This window comes from Pseudonocardia humida (genome assembly GCF_023898865.1).
GTDB lineage: Bacteria > Actinomycetota > Actinomycetes > Mycobacteriales > Pseudonocardiaceae > Pseudonocardia > Pseudonocardia humida.
The window spans coordinates 22,109-41,823 of the sequence record NZ_JAGSOV010000040.1; the positions used below are offsets into that span (position 1 = coordinate 22,109).

Annotated in this window: 18 protein-coding genes and 1 pseudogene; 8 read left to right on the forward strand and 11 right to left on the reverse strand. The window is 72.5% G+C overall.

The window, feature by feature from the left end; translation table 11 throughout:
* Positions 1-146 precede the first annotated feature (146 nt).
* From KDL28_RS19090 to KDL28_RS19110, 5 genes and pseudogenes are all read right to left on the reverse strand, one after another.
* A complete protein-coding gene (locus KDL28_RS19090) occupies positions 147-968 on the reverse strand; it encodes a TIR domain-containing protein (protein WP_252440545.1) in 822 nt (273 codons plus the stop codon).
* Positions 965-1,915 (reverse strand): toll/interleukin-1 receptor domain-containing protein, encoded by a 951-nt coding sequence (locus tag KDL28_RS19095; protein ID WP_252440547.1) that lies wholly within the window; start codon positions 1,913-1,915, stop codon positions 965-967. The genes KDL28_RS19090 and KDL28_RS19095 overlap by 4 nt, the downstream gene beginning before the upstream one ends.
* A gap of 691 nt (positions 1,916-2,606) precedes the next feature.
* Positions 2,607-3,542, reverse strand: coding sequence for an alpha/beta hydrolase (locus KDL28_RS19100; protein WP_252440549.1), 936 nt, complete (start codon positions 3,540-3,542; stop codon positions 2,607-2,609).
* Positions 3,543-4,224: 682 nt separating this feature from the next.
* Complete coding sequence (locus KDL28_RS19105) at positions 4,225-6,273, reverse strand: ElyC/SanA/YdcF family protein (RefSeq protein WP_252440551.1); 2,049 nt, start codon at positions 6,271-6,273, stop codon at positions 4,225-4,227.
* A gap of 393 nt (positions 6,274-6,666) precedes the next feature.
* Positions 6,667-7,235 (reverse strand): annotated as a pseudogene (locus tag KDL28_RS19110) (IS701 family transposase); the annotation flags it as partial.
* Between the two features lie 42 nt (positions 7,236-7,277).
* Here KDL28_RS19110 and KDL28_RS19115 point away from each other — a divergent pair.
* Positions 7,278-7,601 carry a DUF998 domain-containing protein gene (locus tag KDL28_RS19115; RefSeq protein ID WP_443698376.1) on the forward strand — a complete coding sequence of 108 codons (324 nt, stop codon included), beginning with the start codon at positions 7,278-7,280 and terminating at the stop codon, positions 7,599-7,601.
* Positions 7,602-7,699: 98 nt separating this feature from the next.
* Here KDL28_RS19115 and KDL28_RS19120 read toward each other — a convergent pair whose 3' ends face one another.
* The 4 genes from KDL28_RS19120 to KDL28_RS19135 are packed head-to-tail and all read right to left on the reverse strand — an operon-like array spanning position 7,700 to position 10,260.
* Positions 7,700-8,392 (reverse strand): DUF998 domain-containing protein, encoded by a 693-nt coding sequence (locus KDL28_RS19120; protein WP_252440555.1) that lies wholly within the window; start codon positions 8,390-8,392, stop codon positions 7,700-7,702.
* Complete coding sequence (locus KDL28_RS19125) at positions 8,392-8,847, reverse strand: Clp protease N-terminal domain-containing protein (RefSeq protein ID WP_252440557.1); 456 nt, start codon at positions 8,845-8,847, stop codon at positions 8,392-8,394. Before KDL28_RS19125 ends, KDL28_RS19120 begins: the two co-directional genes overlap by 1 nt.
* 11 nt (positions 8,848-8,858) lie before the next feature.
* Positions 8,859-9,062, reverse strand: a complete 204-nt coding sequence (locus KDL28_RS19130; protein WP_252440559.1) for a hypothetical protein — start codon at positions 9,060-9,062, stop codon at positions 8,859-8,861.
* A 31-nt stretch (positions 9,063-9,093) separates the two neighbouring features.
* Positions 9,094-10,260, reverse strand: a complete 1,167-nt coding sequence (locus tag KDL28_RS19135) for an FAD-dependent oxidoreductase (protein WP_252440561.1) — start codon at positions 10,258-10,260, stop codon at positions 9,094-9,096.
* A gap of 110 nt (positions 10,261-10,370) precedes the next feature.
* Here KDL28_RS19135 and KDL28_RS19140 point away from each other — a divergent pair, with 110 nt between their 5' ends.
* Positions 10,371-11,090, forward strand: a complete 720-nt coding sequence (locus tag KDL28_RS19140; protein WP_252440563.1) for a TetR/AcrR family transcriptional regulator — start codon at positions 10,371-10,373, stop codon at positions 11,088-11,090.
* Between the two features lie 21 nt (positions 11,091-11,111).
* On the opposite strand, the gene KDL28_RS19145 is transcribed toward KDL28_RS19140, so the two are convergent.
* Positions 11,112-11,846 carry an SMI1/KNR4 family protein gene (locus KDL28_RS19145; RefSeq protein ID WP_252440565.1) on the reverse strand — a complete coding sequence of 245 codons (735 nt, stop codon included), beginning with the start codon at positions 11,844-11,846 and terminating at the stop codon, positions 11,112-11,114.
* Positions 11,847-11,889: 43 nt separating this feature from the next.
* Between KDL28_RS19145 and KDL28_RS19150 the strand changes: the two genes are divergently transcribed.
* Together KDL28_RS19150 and KDL28_RS19155 are read left to right on the forward strand one after the other, a co-directional pair.
* Positions 11,890-12,078: a dihydrofolate reductase family protein gene (locus KDL28_RS19150; protein WP_252440567.1), complete on the forward strand. Its 189-nt coding sequence runs from the start codon at positions 11,890-11,892 to the stop codon at positions 12,076-12,078.
* Between the two features lie 7 nt (positions 12,079-12,085).
* Positions 12,086-14,014 carry a primary-amine oxidase gene (locus KDL28_RS19155; RefSeq protein ID WP_308216029.1) on the forward strand — a complete coding sequence of 643 codons (1,929 nt, stop codon included), beginning with the start codon at positions 12,086-12,088 and terminating at the stop codon, positions 14,012-14,014.
* A gap of 4 nt (positions 14,015-14,018) precedes the next feature.
* Here the strand turns inward: KDL28_RS19155 and KDL28_RS19160 are convergent, their stop codons facing one another.
* Entirely contained in the window at positions 14,019-15,227 is a 1,209-nt protein-coding gene (locus tag KDL28_RS19160) for a saccharopine dehydrogenase family protein (protein WP_252440571.1), read from the reverse strand.
* Positions 15,228-15,289: 62 nt separating this feature from the next.
* Here KDL28_RS19160 and KDL28_RS19165 point away from each other — a divergent pair, with 62 nt between their 5' ends.
* The 4 genes from KDL28_RS19165 (at position 15,290) to speB (ending at position 19,708) form a co-directional block, all read left to right on the forward strand.
* A complete protein-coding gene (locus KDL28_RS19165) occupies positions 15,290-16,777 on the forward strand; it encodes an APC family permease (protein ID WP_252440573.1) in 1,488 nt (495 codons plus the stop codon).
* A complete protein-coding gene (locus KDL28_RS19170; protein ID WP_252440575.1) occupies positions 16,774-17,193 on the forward strand; it encodes a universal stress protein in 420 nt (139 codons plus the stop codon). The genes KDL28_RS19165 and KDL28_RS19170 overlap by 4 nt, the downstream gene beginning before the upstream one ends.
* Positions 17,194-17,273: 80 nt before the next feature.
* Positions 17,274-18,716: an aminobutyraldehyde dehydrogenase gene (locus KDL28_RS19175; protein ID WP_252440577.1), complete on the forward strand. Its 1,443-nt coding sequence runs from the start codon at positions 17,274-17,276 to the stop codon at positions 18,714-18,716.
* Entirely contained in the window at positions 18,713-19,708 is a 996-nt protein-coding gene (gene speB, locus KDL28_RS19180; RefSeq protein WP_252440579.1) for an agmatinase, read from the forward strand. The genes KDL28_RS19175 and speB overlap by 4 nt, the downstream gene beginning before the upstream one ends.
* The last annotated feature ends 7 nt before the right edge of the window (positions 19,709-19,715 follow it).

The window sequence follows — 19,715 nt, forward strand, 5'->3', positions numbered from 1 at the left end:
ACAACTAGCACTTTCTCTGCCCAGAATGAAAGCGCCGAATTGGATGTGCCGCTGCTTCTCCTATCGGCGACATTGACCGCCCGCCTGTATGGGCGTTCAGGGCGCAGTTCGTCCGTGCTGCGGAGGCACATCCGTCGCTGGGGGGCCTATGGCGCGCTGGCCACGCTCCACCCGATGAGCATGGCGACAACGATGCACGCGCCGGTGATCAACCCTACCCGGCCGCGGGACGTGGCCCGGCCCGCGCTCGAAGACTTGGCGGCCGGTCCGGCTCGGTCGATCATCAGTCGCTCCGCGGCGATCTCCCGGCGCAGCACCAGTATGCAGCACCCCAGCAGGAGGATCTGGACCACAGTGAGGGCGATGGTGCCGCCGAGTAGGCGCGGCTGGTCGGGCCCGAGCACCAGACGGAACAAGCTGATACCCGTGTTAATCGCGAAGAGGAAGACAATCCACCACAGGACGATTCGCCGGAGAGTCCGCAGGAGGGGAACCGGCCGGTCGGGCGGTGCAGGCCGGCGTTCGCGCGGTCGGCGCGACGGTGGGGATCGTTCGCCACGGATCGCCGTGTCGACCCATTCGGCCACCTGCTCGGCATCCGCCCGGAACGTGACGTGGTCCAGCCGTACGGCCTGCAACCGGGCCAGCCGACGCATGGACTCCGGCAGGTCATCGGCGCGGAGCGGTCGGGCGCCGTCGACCAGCACTGGCAGGATCTCGATTCCGCGCTCGAGAAGCGTGCCGACCTGCCGGATCACCGCATCTGCCGCGGTCGTCCACGTTGGGTCGACGACCACGATGGCGACCTTGCATTGTCGGAGGGCGGAGTCGGTGTCTGCTGCCGTGTCGCTGCTAACAACGACGGAATCGGCCAGGAACACCGCCTTGGACCCGAATCGCTCGCCGAGCAGGTGGCCGAGCCGACCGGCCGAATGGGCCGATTCGTCCCGGAAGCTGACGAAAATCACCGGACGTTACCGGTGGTCTGCACCGCGGTGTCGGCCGCCCGGCTGCTGGAGGTCGCTGAGCCGAGACCGACCACCATAGCGACGACCAGGCAGATCACTGCGACGAAGCGGACGCGACGCGGCGAGACCGCGCGGCGGATGGATTCGATCTTGGCCATGGTCGGAAGTTGCCCGACCAGTAGCCGCTGTGCTGCGATCTCGCGGCGCAACTCGGCGACGCACCAGCCCAGGCCGCCCAGCACGACGGCCAGCAGACCCCATGAGGCGCCCAGCTTCGCAGTCGGCGACTGGGCGACGACGACTGACCAGAGGACCTGCACCAGCATGATGGCCAGCAGGTACGTGCCCCACCACCGACGGGTGCGCCGACCGCTCCGCGCCGCGAGCACAGCGGCGATCTCCTCGACGGAGTCGGGTGTGCCGCTCGGCGGCGGGTCGGTCCGGTTCCTTGGCCGCCCGCTGCGGCGCAGGTCCGCGGTGTCCACGATGCGCTGCACCGCGTCGAGGATGCGCCTGGCGTCCGCCGCGAAGCTATCGCGGTCCAGGCTCGTCGCGTTGCGTCTGGCCAGCCCGCTCAGCTTGGCTGGGAGAGCCGTCGCGTCGACCATCCGTGCCCCGTCGACCAGGATCGGGATGACCGCGATACCACGGCGCAGCGCGGTCCCGATCTCGGTGGCCACGAAGTCGTTGGGATCGTCGATCCGGCGCTGCCCTCGCTCATTGACGGCGTCGAGCCACTTCGTGCCGATCGGGGCCAGCAACACGTCACAGCCTGCTATGGCTTGGTCGATCCGCTGCACGAAGTCCTGCCCGTAGTCGATGGTGTCGACGTCCATGAAGACCCGCGAAGCGCCGAACCGACCGATGAGCAGGTCTGCCAGGCGCCCGGCCGCCGCTGCGGTGTCGTCCCGCCGGTAGCTGACGAAGATCCCGCCCGAACTTGTCATCGGTACCTCCTACCCATTAGTGGGCGACTCTTCAGAGGACGCCGAGCACGTGCCTGATACGGGAGCCACTGAATCGCTGAAACGCCCGGATGAGTGCTGCGCCGAGGACGGGTTCGCGACCAAGCCGCAACTCGGATCGCCATGCTCAACCGCGCCTACCACGCTGGCGCGCTGACAGCGGGTCGTGGGTGACCGCGGACGAGGCCTACGGCCAGAACCCCGCCTTCCGCGCCCGGCTGCCTGCACGGGGAGATCCCGTTTGTGCTGGCCACCCGCAACGACGACGTGCTGACCAGCCCGGACGGGCACGCCGCCCGGCCAAGGTGCTGGCCACCATCGCCGGCCTCGGCGAGGACGGGACCGCGGGTGGCGGCTGGGAACGCTGCTCGATCGGACCCGGCGCACCTGGCGAACGCTCCTCGGGCCGCGGCGGACGACCAATGCCTTCTACTCCTTCCGCTGCTGTGCTGCCGCGGCTCGAAAGAGCTCGCGAGCAAGGAGCCCGGTCTGCTCGATCGGTGGGAGACCGTCGCCGCACGCCCGGAGCCGTTCGTAGAGCCCGCGCATCGCGGCCCGGTCGGGGGCACGTACTCGCCGCCGGCGGCGCGCTCGAACGGCCGATGAGCTCGCCAGCGGCGCTGCAGTTGGTCTGCCCGTACCTGTCAATTGCCCACTACACCAGCTCGCCCGGTCACAAGTGCCGGTCGAGGAAGCCGAACACCTCGGCCATGGCCTGCTCACCCTCCGGGAGGCCGGGTACGCCGGCGAAGGCGTGCCACATGCCCTCCCAGACGCGCAGGTCCGCGGGCACGTCGGCTCGGAGCAGGGCGCGGTGCAACCGGGCGGCGTCGCTCTGCAGCAGGTCGCGGGTGCCGCTGGTGATGATCGTCGGGACGAAGCCGGGGCCGAAGTCGGCCAGCAGGGGAGAGGCTTCGGGCGCCACTGCGGGAGTGGCGCCCAAGTAGGCGGAGCTGAACTTGAGGATCGTGTCCCGGGAGGCGAGCGGGTCGCGCCCGTCGTTGGCGACGTAACTGTCGCCAATCGCCCGCAGGTCTACGGCAGGTTCGAGCAGGGCGGCGGCCCGGGGCAGCAGCCCGCCGCGTCGGCGCGCCCGCAGGACACTGGACACGAGCAGGTTCGCGCCGGCCGAGGAGCCCGCGGCGACGACTCCGTCGTAGCGGCGGAGGATGGCGCGGTGCACCCGAGCGGTTTGGTCGAGCGCGACCGGGAACTGCGCGCGCGGGCTGCGTCGGTAGTCCACCGAGTACACGACGATCCCGAGGGCGTGCGCCATCCGGTACGCCACGTAGTCCCGCGCGTTGAGCAGGGCGAACCCGCCGCCGTGCACGAAGATCCCGGCAACGTCTCGGCGACTCCGGCGGATCTTTCGAGGCCGGATCCGCACGACGGGGACTCCGTCGATGGCGCGACCCCGCACGCTCAGCCGCAGGTTGCGGCGCAACGCGCTGAGGAAGGGGCCGTTGAGCGCGTCCAGCTGCGCGTTGAGCTGGTCGGCGAACTGCTGAGTGAGCTGCGGGTCGGGGATCGCGATCGGACTGTTCGCCGCGATGTGCGCGGCGGCCTCGGCGCTTATCGTCTGGGCTTGGACAGGGTCGATCTGGACCATGGCCGCTCCTCCGTGGGCACCGCTGGCATGGCGCACCGATGACGTCAGGTGCCATGAGGCACTGCGGCCGTGTGCTGATACCGACCGGCCCGGAAGCCGGGACTACCGAGCTGCCGTAGCGCCGACGCGCATCAACGGCTGACCGGCCGCCCCGAGCGGGTTGCGCGGCGTCGGATCGCGGCGCGCAGGCCGGCCGCTCGCCCGGGGTGGGTAGGCATCGCCCAGGACGGACGGGCGGCGGCGCCGCTTACCGGCATAGCCTGCCGTACTCTCCGCTCGGCCGCCGCCCACGCACCCCGCCGGCCGCGACCCGGGCGTGTCTCCTGGCCGCCGCCGTATCGTTGAGCCAAGCGGATCTCGGGCGGGCAGCGGGTTGCTTGCGGATCAGCCACTGTGGACAGGCTGTCAATGGCTCGGTCAATGGACGGCGGGCATCAGCATGCAACACAGGCAGCAGGGACATGTCACAGGTCAGGCTGACCAGGCGAGTCCGGCACGTGGTATCAAGCAGTCGGTCTTTCAATCCGCGGGTTCGGGGTTCGATCCCCCGGGGGCCCACCGTCTTCGACCTGCAGGTTCGGTGATTCGAAGATCGAGGCCAGACTGTGCCGCTTCACTGAGATCCCATCCGCGCCGAAGCGGTGACAGTCGGGCCAGCCCAGCCGCCGCGCGACCGGGCGATTCATTGGGGGAGCACCAAGAACGTCACGGAGGCGGCGAAGGCTGCGAGCAGCAGCCCGGTGAGTCCGTAGGCGAGGGGCCGGCGGGCCACTACTCCGACGAACTCGCGAAGGACTGCGCTCGGGTAGTAGTAGCGGGCGGTGCGAGCTCCGACGACCTGTGTCGAGATCCCCAGTTCGGTGGAGATCTGGGCGGCGCGGAAGGCGTGGTAGTCGCTGGTCACGGCGATGGGGCGGTGTGCGCCGTGGTCGTGGGCCAGGTTCCAGGACAGACGCAGGTTCTGCTCGGTGCTGTGCGAGCGGTCCTCCTCGACGATGAGGTCGGGTGGAATCTCCTTCGCGCGGAGGTAGTCGGCCATTGCGGCGGCCTCGCTGACGGCTTCGCCTGGCCCCTGCCCTCCTGAGCAGATCATGAGCGGGCGGTTGCCGTTCGTGTCCTCGGCCTCGAAGATCTCGACCGCCCGGTCGAGTCGGGCGGCCAGCAGTGGCGGCACCCGGGAGCCGAGCAGACCTGAGCCGAGTATGACGATGGCATCCACGCCGCCGGGCGCCGGCGCGCGGCCGTAGATGAGGCCGTAGCCGATGAACGCGAGCATGAGGAACCCGAGGTAGCCGGAGAGTACGAGGGCGCCGACGGCCAGTGCCACAGCCGGGCCGGTGGTGGTCGCGAAGACGAAGGCGCAGGTCGCCAGTAGCCCGGCGGTTCCCAGGCCGGCGAGCAGTGACAGGAGGTTGCCGAGTGAGTGTCGCTCGCGGCGCAGCATGACCGCGCCGTTGACCAGGAGATAGCCGATCATGGCGAAGGTCAGGACAGCGAGGCCGATCACGAGCACGACGAGCGCGGTCAGCCCGGCGCGGGTCGACGCTTGTCCGATCGCCGCGATGGCCGTCAGCACGAGGTAGCCCGCCGTCATCAGGCTGAGCACGGCCGTGCTCATCCGGCGCAGCTGATGGCCGTGGTCGACATGCTGCGCCTGGCTCATCTCCGTCGTTGTGCTTCGGGCGTCCAGGTAGGTCACCCCGGCCGCCAGCCCGGACAGCCCGCGATGTGCTGGTGTCCGCCAGGCCGCGAGCAGGCTCACCACAGCGAAGGCCGTGGCCAGTGGCGCAACGCCGCCCACCCCCGCGGCCGCCAGTCCGGTGAGGAGGAAGTAGGCGCCGGAGCCGGTGAGGAAACGCAGCAGCATCCGCCATCGCGTGGGCGGGCCGCCGTCCGGCCCCACCGGGCGTACTACCGTCGCGAGCTGCCCGATCGTCGCCCCGCGGGCGAGCATGGGGACGACCAGTAGCAGCGCGGTCGCCGGCATGATGTCCGTGACGAGCGCAGCGAGTGCATCCGGCGGTCTCCAATGTCCGGTCGGGTCGCGCGCGAGGCCCACCAGCAGGAGGGCGGCAACGCCGGCGATCTGCACCGCGACGACGTCGGCGAGCATCCCCAGCAGGCGCCTCCCGGTGCCGATCCCGGTCTCTCGCGGTGCGGCGGTGAAGTCCGCCCCGTGAACCGACGCCGTTGCGAGCAGACCCCCGAGCAGCGCACCGACAGTGTTCACGAGCAGGTCGTCCACGTCGAACACCCGGTAGGCGCACGGGTACAGGCCCCAGTTCCCGGTCAGCTGGGTGAACTCCACGAGCGACGAAGTGGCGAACCCGACCAGCGCGATCCGCCCGAGCGACCACCGACCCATGGCTCGGGCCAGGATCCCGAGCGGCACGAACAGGGCGACGTTCAACACCACCTGGCGCAGCGCCGCGTTTCCGAGGAGACCGCCCGTCGCCTGGGCGCGGACATCGGCCACGAACTGCAACGGGTGCAACTGCGCATGCACCGCGTGCTGGGCGCACCATTCGACCGTCGCCTGCGGCAGGGGCAGGATCGTGTACGTCCAGAGAGCGACCCCATAGACGGCACCGCCGACGATGAGGACAGCGTGGCGCGGAAGCACTGTCCCGTAGCGACGGTATGTCCACGCCAGGTACGGAACGAAGCAGAGCACTATCAGCCCGAACCCCAGCACGACGGCGAACGCGCCCAGGAGCTCGAACTCAGCCATGCCGCTCCTTACCCGAGAACCCGTGTAGACGATGACTGAGTCTGCCTGCGGACGACGTGTCCTGAGGAATCTTGTCGGTTGCCGTGACCCGGAGGTGGGACGCGGCGAGCTGACCGACAGGCGTGGTGGGGGGCCGCCGAGGCTGCCCTCGTCCCTGATCTCACGTTCCTCGGCAGCCCCGCGGTCGTTGTGGGGTGCGTGGGCGGCGTGGCCCTCTGCGCATCGCCGTCCCACTGCTATCCAACGACCTCGGTGCAACAGTGCCGACGTTGCCCGGCAGGCGTCCTTCGAGGCCTCATCTGCCCAGGTAGTCGTACTCCGCGGCGACTCGCTGCGGGTCGCGGGTCTGCGCCGGCCTCGACCCGCCCACCGCGTGCCGCATGCTCCTCACCGATGAGCGGTGGCGGTCGGGCTCGCGGCCAGGACGTAGGGCAGGTCGCGGTCGGTCAGCGCGAGGCGGAACTCGGTGGCATCGCCGTTGCCGGCATCAGCGACCAGCGGTCGCGCGGGTAGCCCCCAGTCGGTGAGTTGGTCGAGCATGTCCAGCGCCAGGCGCCACTTCTCCCGGTGCCGCACCTGATCGTCGATCCCGGCCCGGGCTCGTCGCTGGCGGACCTGCTCGGCCAGCGCGGGGTCAGCCGTCTCGTCGAGGCGGGTGTCGTCCCAGGACTCGGGCAGGAACAACCGTCAGTTCACCGCCGCGGATGCCCAGTCGCTACCGGCGTGAACGGAGACCCCGATCTGGCAGTTCCCGGTCTTGCCCAACGCCCCGCAGTACATCCGTGCCACCCCGGGCGAGTGGATGCCGTCCTTGGGGAAGCCGGTGTCGTCAAGGATCCACGCCTGCGGACCGATGAACCCGCCGTCGGGTCCTGCTGCCCAGAGCGCCAGCCGGCGGCGGACCTCGACGTGGTCCCAGGTCGAGGACTCACGAACTGCTGGAGCTGTTGGTGATCGACCCCGGGCTGGGCATCCTGGCCGTCTGCGCCGTGGGCGGCGTCGGGGTGGGGGTCTTCGTCACCGACCCCATGACCGCACCGCCCGACGCGCTCACCACCCACGGCGTGCTGCACGTCATCTTCGGAGCGAGCGCGCTGGTCCTGCTGCCGGCCGCCGCACTGCTGATCACCCGCAGCCTCGCCCGCGCCCACCCGGCCGGGTCCCGCGACCAGGCCGTCCTGCGGGGTGTGGCGCTGCTGCCGCTGGCCGGCCTGCTCCTGATCTGGGTGCCCGAGGTCGCGGGCCTCATCCCCACCGGCGGCTGGCCCGACCGAGTGCTGTTCCTGATCTACACGGTCTGGGTCGTCGTGCTGGCCAGGAAGGCGTGATCACCCATAGTGGATCCGATTGCGCCGGTTCAGCCCGGTCGGCCGGGGCGTGCGGCAGGCCCCGGCCGGGGTGCGACGGCATCCCCTCGTTGCGGGGTTCACGTCCCGGCTGCCGGGGTGGGTGCCGCGGTGGTGGCCAGGGCGCGGGCGCTGACGGCGGTGAGCCAGCCCAGGCCGGTGGTGATGGTGAGTCGTTGCAGCAGGCCGCCGAACGCGACCAGGGTCGGTGTCTGCGCCAACGCTGCGCTGGTCAGGACGAGTCCGACGAGCATGGCCAGCCCGGCCGCCGCCGAGCCGGCCGCCCATCCGCGATCGCCCGCCCTGCGGAACGCCCACGCGTACGCGAGGGCGGCGGCCGGGAGGCCGAGGAACACCGGGATCGCGGCCAGGTCGTGCAGCAGGGCTTCGGTGGAGCTGTGGCTGGTGAGCAGGTCGGGGGTTCCCGGGGGGTAGCCGCTGATCGGGTCGGTCAGGAAGGCGCCGGAGCCGAGCAGGCCGAGGCCGGCGGCGCCCACCAGGATCGGCCCTACCCGCGTCCGGGCGGCCACGGGGCCGCGCGCCAGCCCGACCGCGGCCGCACCGGACAGGACGCCCGCGATCAGGAAGTTCGCGACCTGCACCCAGCCGTCGGGGCCCAGGGCCAGCAGGCTGACCGGGTGCCGCAGCGGGTCGTAGTCGGCTCGGGTGGCGCCCGCGACCAGGAACGTCGCGATGAACACCGGCCCGGCCGCGACCCCGCACCGCAGCAGGCGGGCGGTCAGCCGGCCGGACCCGGAGTGCCGCGCGCCCATCACGCCACCCCGAGGTGGTGGCGGGCCCGGGCCCGGTCCACCCGCAGCGCGTCGAGCAGCGCCGCGGCGGGATCGGGTGGGCGGCGGGCCAGCAGCGCCAGCACGACGTGCTTCGGCCCCGTGCGCTCCCCCCGGGACAGCGTGCCCAGCCCGGTGAAGACCGACAGCGCGCCGGGCGTGAGCGGCAGTCGCCGGCCTGCGCCCGGCGGGACCGGCGCCACCTCGACGCCCGTGACGCCCACCGCCGCCAGCGCCTGCCGGTCGAGCTCGCACAGCGCCTCGTACGCGGTGTCCGGGTCGGTGCCCAGCGCGTGGGAGGCGATCGGGTCCGCTCCGGTCAGCACGGCGACCACGAGGTGGTCGGTTCCCACCCGGCGGTCGCCGCGGCTGCGCGCCACGGCGCTCGCGTCGAGGACGATGCGGCCGAGGCCGGCTCTCCGGGTCCGTCCTGCCATCTCCGTACCCCCTACCTGCCGTGCTTGGTGTGCGCGGACTGCCGGGTGATCCCCAGCGCGTCCCCGATCCGCTGCCACGACCAGCCCTGCCGGCGGGCCTCGGCCACCTGGTGGGCCTCCAGGCGATCCGCCAGCCTGCGCAGCGCCAGGGCGGCGCGCAGGCCGACCGCGGGATCGCCGGATGTCACCATCGCGGGGAGTTCGTCCAGCTCCATGGCGTCAGCTTAGTCTGACACGATGCGGATGTCAGGGCAAACTGACAGAGGGGACGCCCATCCCGCCGAAGAACTCGACCATGCCCCGGGGGGAGTCGTCGGCGAAGCACAGGTCGAGCCCGCGGGCGGACTGCCGGGCCGCGTCGGCGGAGCGCGGGAACATCGCCGTCTCGTACTGGCGCAGCGCGGCCTCGACGTCGTCGCCGTGCTCCACCAGGGCCAGTGCCAGCTCGCAGCCGTCGAGCATGGCGGCGTTCGCGCCCTCGCCGGCGAACGGAGACATCAGGTGGGCGGCGTCGCCGATCAGGGTGACGCCGGGGACGCGGGGCCACGAGTGGCCGGTGGGCAGGGCGTAGATCCGGCGGGCGACGATCTCGTCGTCGCAGTGGCGGATCAGGTCGGTCAGCGCCGGGGTCCAGTCGGCGAACTCGGCCAGCAGGGCGGTGCGGGTGGCGGCGGGGTCCGACCAGTCGACGCCGCGGGTGTCGAGCCAGTCCTCGCCGGTCCGCAGCATGGCTCCCAGGTGCAGGTCGCGGCCGCCGTGGCCGCCGATGCTCTTGTTGTCCGACAGGGCGAACAGGCTGCCGGTGCCGACCAGCGCGGCCGAGGCCGGCACGCGGGTCGGGGCGTCGGTGACGTGGAGGTCGACGTAGCTGATCCCGACGTACTCGGGGGAGGCGCTGGAGAGCAGGGGGCGGACCCGCGACCAGGCGCCGTCGGCGCCGATCAGCAGGTCGGCGGTCCGGCGGGAGCCGTCGGCGAAGGTGAGCTCGTACCGGCCGTCGTCCAGGCGGGCGGCCCGGCTGAGCTTGTGGTCCCAGACGACCCTGCCCGGGTGCAGCGAGCCCAGCAGCAGGGCGCGCAGGTCGGTCCGGTCGATCTCGGGCCGGCCGGTGTCGCCGGGCCTGTCCGGGGCGGGCCGGTCGATGAAGACGGTGCCCGCCTTGTCCATCACCCGGAGCGCCTCGCCCTGGGGGCGGGTGAGGCGGCGGAGCCGCTCGTGGAGGCCCGCTTCGCGCAGGGCCAGCTGGCCGGACTCGACGTGCAGGTCGAGCAGGCCGCCCTGCCGGCGAGTGTCGGCGGTGACGTCGCGTTCGTAGACGGTGCAGGCGATGTCGTGCTGCTGGAGGATGCGGGCCAGCACCAGGCCGCTGAGGCCGCCGCCGACGACGGCGATGGAAGGAGGGGAAGAGGGCATGCCACACCTCGGACAGGATCGATAAGGTAGCCGCGTACGTCGTATATGACCAGACATGTACACCGTATGCGTCCCGAGTGGTGTGCGCAACCGACACGAGGAGCACCGCCGTGCCCGACGAACCGCCACCCGTCATCTGGGCGCGCCTGTCCGGCCAGGGGCGGGGGCCGGCGCGCACCCTCGACCACGCGGCCATCACCGCGGCGGCGGTCGCCCTGGCCGACGAGGACGGGGTCGACGCGGTCTCGATGCGCAGGATCGCGGCGCGCATGGACCACAGCCCGATGGCGCTCTACCGGCACGTCGGCAGCAAGGACGACCTGACCGAGCTGATGTACGACGCGGTGCTCGGCGAGCTGGACCTGACCGGGATGCCGTCCGGCGACTGGCGCGCCGACCTCGCCCGGCTGGCCCGGGAGGTCCGCCGGCTCCACCACGCCCACCCCTGGATCGTCCGGTTCGGGCACCGGCCGACCCTGGGCCCCAACGCCCGGCGGTTCCTGGAGACCGGCCTGGCCTGCGTGGACGGGCTCGGGCTCGACATCGACGCGATGCTGGACCTGCTGGCCACCGCCCAGCAGTTCACCCGGGGCTTCGTCGGGCAGGAGCTGGGGGAGCTCGACGCGCAGCGGCGCACCGGCCTGGACCTCGCGGCCTACCAGCGCCAGACCGGGCCCTACATCGCGCAGTTGCTGGAGGAGGGCAGGCTGCCGTACCTGGAGCGGCTGATCATCGAGGCCGAGGACGTCCCCGATCCGGACGAGGTGTTCGAGCGGCGCCTGGCGATGGTGCTCGACGGGCTCGCCGCCGGGATCGCCCGCCCGGGCTGACGCGGACCGCGTGACCGGCTGCTACCCCTCGTCCGTCCGCCACTGCCCGGGCAGCGCGCGCCGCACCGCGGAGAGCCCGTCGGCCGACGGCGCCCGCACCCACAGCCACGTTCCGGGGTCCTCGCGCAGGATCGCCCCGTACCCCTCGAACCACCTCGTCGGGCCGTCGCCGGGCTGTGCCCAGGACGGGTGGTCGGGGATCGGCAACCGATGGAACCGTTCCTCCAGCGCGGCGACGGTGGCGCCGTCCAGTTCCCGGTCGTCGGTGAGCTCACCGCCCGAGAGCATCCATTCCGACAGCACCATCTCCACGCACGCCGCCGAGACGCGGTCCAGGAAGGGCCGCCAGGTCCTCCCGGCTCGATCGGCCGCGTCCGGTCGGAACACCACGGGTGGGTCCGGCTCGGTCACGGCCGGCAGCGGAACGCCCCACTCGGCGACGCACTGGTTCTCCACCCGGAAGACCAGCACCTCGCCCGAGTCGTCGACGTCCACCTGGTCGGGGGAGAGCAGGCGGTCCTGGGTCCGGGTGAGGTCGGTGCGCCTGCCGATGAGCGCGTAGACCGCGCGGAGCGGAGCGGGGAGCGGGAGGCCCAGCCGGGCCTCCGCGGCCAGCAGTTCCTCCTCGGTGCAGCCGTCGCCGGCAGCGACCGGACTCGCGTAGCGGGCCGCGAACAACCGGATGAATCGCGCCACGCCGGCCGCGCCCCGCAGTCCCCGGGAGAGCTCGGAACGGAGGTCGAATCCGTCGCTCACGGGAGCACCGTAGTAGCGCCTCTCCTCGCGTGGTGCGACCGGCGTGCCGCTGCCCATGGCGCCGGCGGAGCTGGGGCCGATCGACGAGTACGAGTTCGTGGTGCAGCCCAGGCAGGCCGGCCACGGGCCGACGTTGTTCGCGGGGCTGTCGACGTACGTCGACCTGGAGCTCGTGGGCCGGCGGGAGTTCGGTTCGGGGGCGGTGGCGATGCGGTACGGGCCCGTGAGGTAGCCGGTCGGTGCGACGCGGGGCGGGCTTGCGGCTGCGGCGGCCGGGTCAGCAGACTCCCGGCGTGACGCACCCCCTCGACCCGCTCACCGCCGACGAGTTCCGCCACGCCGCCACCCTGCTGCGCCGGGAGAAGGGGGTGGCCCGGCCGGGGTGGCGGATCGCCGGGATCGTGCTGCGGGAGCCGGCCAAGGACGTCGTGCGCGCCCACCGCCCCGGCGACGCCGTCGACCGCGCGGCGCGGGCGGTCGTCTGGAGCACCACCACCGGCACGGCGCACATCGCGGAGCTCGACCTCACCGGCGACGCGCTGCTGAGCTGGGAGGACCACCCCGGCCACCAGCCGAACGCCACGATCGACGAGTGGCACGAGTGCGACGAGGCGATGCGCGTGCACCCGGAGGTCGTCGCCGCACTGGCCGAGCGCGGCATCACCGACCCGTCGCTCACGCTGATCGACGTCTGGACCTACGCCGGCACCCGCGTCCCCGAGGCCCACCGGGGGCGGCGGATCGGCTGGTGCGACGTGTGGCTGCGCGACTCGCCGACGTCCAACCCGTACGCCCACCAGGTCGCCGGGCTCAAGCTCATCGTCGACCTCAACACGATGGAGCTGCTGGAGGTCCAGGACACCGCCCGGCCCGGGTTCCCGCCGGTGCAGGGGGAGTACGACCCGGAGTTCATCCCCGACCACCGGCCGCGGGACGGCCGCAAGCCGCTGCGCATCACCCAGCCCGATGGCGTCTCGTTCACCCTCGACGGCTACGAACTGGCCTGGCAGAACTGGCGGCTGCGGCTGGGGTTCACCCACCGCGAGGGGCTGGTGCTGCACCAGGTCGGCTGGGACGACGGGAACGGGGTCCGGCCGATCGCGCACCGGCTCTCGTTCGCCGAGATGGTCGTCCCCTACCGCGACCCGACGCCGCAGCACGCCGACCGCACCGCCTTCGACGTCGGCGAGTGGGGCCTGGGCTTCATGACGACGTCGCTGGAGCTGGGCTGCGACTGCCTCGGCGAGATCACCTACGTCGACGCCGTGCTGCACGACTCCGCGGGCGAGCCGGTGGCGATCCCGAACGCGATCTGCCTGCACGAGGAGGACGACGGCGTGCTGTGGAAGCACGTCGACGGCCGCGCGGGCGCGCAGGTGCGGCGGCGCCGGCGGATGGTGGTCTCCACCCACGTCACGGTGGCCAACTACGAGTACCTCGTCTACTGGCGGTTCTACGAGGACGGCACGATCGAGTGCGAGGTGCGCGCGACCGGGATCATGGTCACCACCCCGTTCGAGGGCGACGCGCCGCCCTACGGCACGGTCGTGGACGCGCGGACCTACGCGCCGATCCACCAGCACTTCCTCGTCGCCCGGCTGGACCTGGACGTCGACGGCGGCCCCAACACCGTCGTGCAGAGCCAGACCGCGCAGCTGCCGATGGGCCCGGACAACCCCGACGGCCTCGCGCTCGTGCAGCGGGAGGAGCCGCTGACCGTGGAGGGCGGGTTCGACCAGGACTGGGCGAGCCAGCGCGTGTGGAAGGTCGTCAACCCGCACCGGCGCAACGCCCACGGCGCGCCGACGGCCTACAAGCTGGTGCCCAGCGCGACGGTGCCGGCGCTGGTCGACGAGCGGTCGACGCTGTTCCAGCGGGCGCAGGTGATCGGCCACCAGCTGTGGGTGACGCCGTTCGACGCCGAGCAGCGCTGGCCGTGCGGGGAGTTCGTCAACCAGTCCGAGCGCGACACCGGCCTGCCCGTGTGGACCGCCGCGGGGCGGTCGATCGAGGAGGCCGACGTCGTGCTCTGGTACGTCTTCGGCATCCACCACGTGCCGCGGGTGGAGGACTGGCCGGTGATGCCGGTGGACGTCGTCGGCTTCCGGCTGACCGCGGCGGGGTTCTTCGACGCCAACCCGGCCCTGGACGTCGCGCCGGGCACGTGAAGGGTCAGCCGCCCTCGCGCAGGGCCCAGGGCGACCCGTACTCGGTGAGGAGGTCGAGGAACGGGACGGCGTCGAGCGCCTCCGGCCCGAGCACCCCGGCCCCGGACCAGACGCCCGACGCGATCAGCTCCAGCGCGACGACGGGGTTGACCGCGGTCTGCCACACCACGGCCTGGCAGCCGTACTCGGCCATCGACCAGGCGTTGTCGACGACATGGTGCAGGTACACCTCGCGGGGGGCGCCGTCGGTGCCGGTCCCGCGCACCCACAGCCCCGCGCAGGTGCGCCCGGTCATCTCCGGGCCGATGGTGGCCGGGTCGGGCAGGCACGCGGCGACGACCTCGCGCGGGGAGACCCGCACGTCGCCCACCCGCACCGGCGTGGTCGAGTCGAGCCCCAGCTCGTGCAGGGTCCGCAGCACCTCGATCACCCGCGTCCCGAGCCCGTACTTGAACGTGACGCGCCGGGCGTCCACCCAGCGCGGCATGAGCAGCACCTCCTCGTGCTCGACGTTCACGCACTCCAGCGGGCCGATGCCGGCGGGGAAGTCGAACACCTCGGGCTCGCTGAACGGCGGGGTCGTGAACCAGCCGCGGTCGCGCTCCCAGACCACGGGCGGGTTGAGGCACTCCTCGATGAGCGTCCAGATGGAGAAGGAGGGTGCGAAGGCGCGGCCGGGGACGACCAGGTCGGAGCCGTCGCGCACCCCGAGCTCGTCGATCTCGGAGAACAGGTGGTCGGCGGCGTAGCGGGCGAACACGTCCGACAGCCCCGGCTCGACGCCGATCCCGACCAGCGCGAGCACGCCGGCGTCGACGAAGGCGTCGTGCAGCGCGAACTGCTCGTCACCGAGCTTGACGCCGGTGAGCTCGTGGGGCCGTTCGGGGTGCGGCACCGACATCGACATCGCCATGTCGAGGTAGGTGACGCGGGCGGCCAGCGCGGCGCGGAACAGCGGCATGACGAACCGCGGGTCGGTGGCGTTGAGCAGCGCGTCGGCGCGGTGCGCGGCCAGCAGGGCGGCGACGTCGTCGGGATCGGAGGCGTCGACGCGGGCCGCCACGACCCGGGGGTCGCCCGCCCGGTCGGCGACGGCCTGCGCCCGCGCCGGGTCGACGTCGGCCACCACCAGGCACTCCACGAACTCCCGGCGCGCTGCGATCGCCGCGACGGACCCCCCGACCCCGCCGGCCCCGACGACCACGATCCTCATGGAACGGAAAGGTAACCTTGCGGCCCTTGTGGGTGAAGGCCGTCACACGACATAAAGAGCGCATGACCGAGGGCACCAGGACCGGGCCGGACGCCGGCGCGCAGCTCAAGCCGGGCGCCATCTCGTTCCTGGACGCGGTGGTGATCGGCCTCGCGTCGACCTCGCCCGCCTACTCCCTGGCGGCGGTCATCGGGCCGATCGTCGCGCTGGCCGGGGTCTACGCGCCCGGCGTGCTGCTGGCGTCGTTCGTGCCGATGCTGCTCATCGCGAGCGCCTTCTACTACCTCAACCGGGTCGACCAGGACTGCGGCACCACGTTCTCCTGGGTCACCCGGGCGATGGGGCCGTGGCTGGGCTGGGTCGGCGGCTGGGCGATCGCGATGACCGGCGTGCTGGTGATCGGCTCGCTGGCCGACACCGCCGTCCGCTTCGGGCTGCTGGCCATCGGGCTGGACGACCTCGCCGCCGACACCCCCGTCGTCATCCCGATCACCGTGCTGGTGATCCTGGCGATGACGGCGCTGTGCGTGCTCGGCACCGAGATCTCCGCGCGGTTCCAGAACGTGCTGATCATCGCCCAGGTCGTCTCGCTGCTGGTGTTCGCGGGCGTCGCGATCGGCCGGGCGCTGAGCGGCGACAGCCCGCTGGACCCGTTGACCCCGTCGATCAGCTGGCTCAACCCGTTCGCCGAGGGCGGCGCCGCGCTGACGGCGGGGCTGCTGCTGGGGGTGTTCATCTACTGGGGCTGGGAGTCGGCGGTGAACCTCACCGAGGAGACGACCGACTCCGCCTCGTCCCCCGGCCGGGCCGGGATCGTCTCCACCGTCCTGCTGCTGGTGACCTACCTGGCCGTCGCCTACGCCATCGTCTCCTTCGCCGGCACGGACTTCCTGGCCGGGAACGAGGAGGAGGGCGAGCTGATCTTCGCGCTGCTGGGCGAGGAGGTGCTCGGGGGCTGGGACTGGGTGCTGCTGGTCTCGGTGGCCACGTCCGCGCTCGCGTCGACCCAGACGACGATCATCCCGGCGTCGCGCACCGGGCTGTCGATGGCGCGCCGGGCCGCCCTGCCCCGCAGGCTCGCGCACATCCACCCCCGCTTCCGCACCCCGGACGTGTCCACCTGGACGGTGGCCGTGATCGCCTCGGTCTGGTACGTGGTGATCAGTCTGATCAGCGAGAACGCCCTGCTGGACTCGCTCACCGCGCTGTCGCTGCTCATCGCGTTCTACTACGCCCTCACCGGCATCGCCTGCGCCGTCTACTACCGGCGCCAGCTGCTGCGCAGCGCCACGAACTTCCTGTTCATCGGCCTCGGGCCGCTGATCGGCGCGGGGCTGCTGATCTGGCTGCTGGTCCGCTCGGTCGTCGACCTCAACGACGTCGAGGCGTCCGCGACGGGCACGTCGTGGTTCGGGTTCGGGCCGCCGCTGGTGATCGGGATCGGGGTGTTCCTGCTGGGTATCGTGATCATGCTGGGCTGGCGGGTCGGCCACCCCGAGTTCTGGCGCGAACGACCCGGCCTCGCGCCGGAACGAGAGGGAGACCGATGAGTGCGATCGTCCTCGGGTACGACCGTTCCCCGGGCGCGGAACGCGCACTGGAGACGGCGATCGAGGTGGCGAAGCGCTACGAGGTGCCGCTCGTGCTCGTGCACGGCATCCACCCGCCCGGCGGCGTCGGCGAGGAGGCGCGCCAGGCGCGCGCCGCGCTGGACGAGTCGGCCGACCGCGTCACCGCCCCGGCCGTCGCCGCGGCGGAGGCCGCGGGCGTGCCCGTCGTCGTCGAGGTCGTCGACGACAAGCCCGCGCAGGCGCTCGTCGCCGCCGCCGACCGGCACGACGCCGCGGTGATCGTCGTCGGCACCTGGAACGAGAGCCCGATGCGCGGCGCGCTGCTCGGGTCGGTGGCGCACAAGCTCCTGCAGCTGTCCACGCGGCCGGTGCTGTGCGTGCCGGGGCCGGCGTGAGCGAGCCTGCGAGCGGACCAGTCGACACAGCGTGAGTTCGGGCCTTGCCCGGGCTCGGGGAGCCTGACGAGACTGGCCCGATGCCCGACAAGACCGTCCTGCGCAACTTCGTCAACGGCGAGTTCGTCGACCCCGCGGAGGGCGGCTACACCGACGTCGTCGATCCCGCCACGGGCGAGGTGTACGCCTCGGCGCCGCGGTCCACCGCCCCCGACGTCGACGCCGCGTTCTCGGCGGCGTCCGCCGCGTTCGCGGAGTGGAAGCGCACCACCCCGGCCGAGCGGCAGGCCGCGCTGCTGGCGATGGCCGACGCCGTCGAGGGGGCGGCCCGGCGGCTGGTGGAGGCCGAGGCCCGCAACACCGGCAAGCCGGTCGGGCTGACCACCAGCGAGGAGATCCCGCCGATGGTCGACCAGATCCGCTTCTTCGCCGGGGCGGCGCGGATCCTGGAGGGACGGTCGTCGGGCGAGTACATGCGCGGCTACCAGTCGAGCGTGCGGCGCGAGCCGGTCGGCGTGGTCGGGTCGGTGACGCCGTGGAACTACCCGATGATGATGGCGGTCTGGAAGTTCGCGCCCGCGCTCGCGGCCGGCAACACGATCGTCCTCAAGCCCAGCGACACCACCCCGGCCAGCACGGTGCTGCTGGCCGAGCTGTTCGCCGACCTGCTGCCGCCCGGGGTGTTCAACGTCGTCTGCGGCGACCGGTCCACCGGCGCGCTGCTGGCCGCGCACCCCACCCCGGCCATGGTGTCGATCACCGGCAGCACCCGCGCGGGCAAGGCGGTGGCCACCGCGGCCGCGCCGAACATCACCCGCACCCACCTGGAGCTGGGCGGCAAGGCGCCGTGCGTCGTGTTCGCCGACGCCGACCTGGCCGCCGCGGCCGAGGGCATCGCCGTCGCCGGGTACTTCAACGCCGGGCAGGACTGCACGGCCGCCACCCGCGTGCTCGTCCACGAGTCCGTGGCCGGCGACCTCGTGGCGGCGCTCGCCGAGCAGGCCGCGGGCGTGCGCCTGTCGCGCGACGAGGACGACTCCGAGGACCTGTTCATCCCGCCGGTGAACAACCCGACCCAGCTCGCGCACGTCTCCGGGCTGGTGGAGCGCGCGCCCGCGCACGCGTCGGTCGTCACCGGCGGTGGGGCGGCTTCCGGGCCGGGGTACTTCTACGCGCCCACGATCGTCGACGGGCTGCGCGCGGGCGACGAGCTCGTCCGCACGGAGATCTTCGGGCCGGTGATCACGGTCCAGACGTTCGCCGACGAGGAGGAGGCGGTCCGGCTGGCCAACGACTCCGACTACGGGCTCGCGTCCAGCGTGTGGACGACGTCGCACACGACGGCGCTGCGGGCCTCGGCGGCGATCGACGCGGGCTGCGTGTGGATCAACTGCCACATCCCGCTGGTCGCGGAGATGCCGCACGGCGGGTTCAAGCAGTCCGGCTACGGCAAGGACCTGTCGGCGTACTCGCTGGAGGACTACACGCGGGTCAAGCACGTCATGTCCTACGTCGGGGAATGAGCAGGTACGGGGCGCAGTACGGCCCGGACGTCACGTTCCTCGGCGTCCCGCGGTGCGACTGGCGCGAGCCATCGACCTACGCCGACGCGCACGTCGTCGTGCTCGGGGCGCCGTTCGACGGCGGCACCTCGCACCGGCCGGGCACCCGGTTCGGGCCGCAGGCGATCCGGCAGGCCTGCTACCTGCCCCACGACGGGTCGCGCCCGTCGCTGGCGCTGCGGGTGGACGGGCTCGTCGGCGTGTACGACGCCGGGGACGTGGAGATGTTCTCCGGCGACGCGGTGCGCTCGGTGCACGACCTGCAGGAGGCCGTGCACGCGATCACCGCGACCGGGGCGGTGCCGCTCGTGCTGGGCGGCGACCACACCATCGCCTGGCCGGACGCGGCGGGCGTGGCCCAGCACCTCGGCGCCGGGCGCGTCTCGATGATCCACTTCGACGCGCACGCCGACACCGGCGACGTCGAGTTCGGGTCGCTCGTGGGGCACGGGCAGCCGATGCGCAGGCTCATCGAGTCCGGGGCCCTGCGCGGCGACCGGTTCCTGCAGGTGGGCCTGCGCGGGTACTGGCCGGGGCCGGAGACCCTGACCTGGATGGCCGAGCAGGGGATGCGGTCCTACGAGATGACCGAGATCGGGGTGCGCGGCCTCGACGCCTGCCTCACCGAGGCGTTCGCGATCGCGCTGGACGACTGCGACGGCGTGTTCCTCTCCGTCGACGTCGACGTGTGCGACCCCGCGCACGCCCCCGGCACCGGCACCCCCGAGCCGGGCGGGCTCACCGCGCGCCAGCTGCTCGACGCCGTGCGCCGGATCGCGGTCGAGCTGCCGGTCGTCGGGATGGACGTGGTGGAGGTCAGCCCGCCCTACGACCACGCCGAGCTGACCAGCTTCCTGGCCAACCGGGTGGTGCTGGAGGCGCTGTCGGGGATGGCGCGCCGGCGCCGCGGCGACCCGTGGGACCCGGCGCGGCCGCTGCTGGACGGCCGCTGAGCCGCCT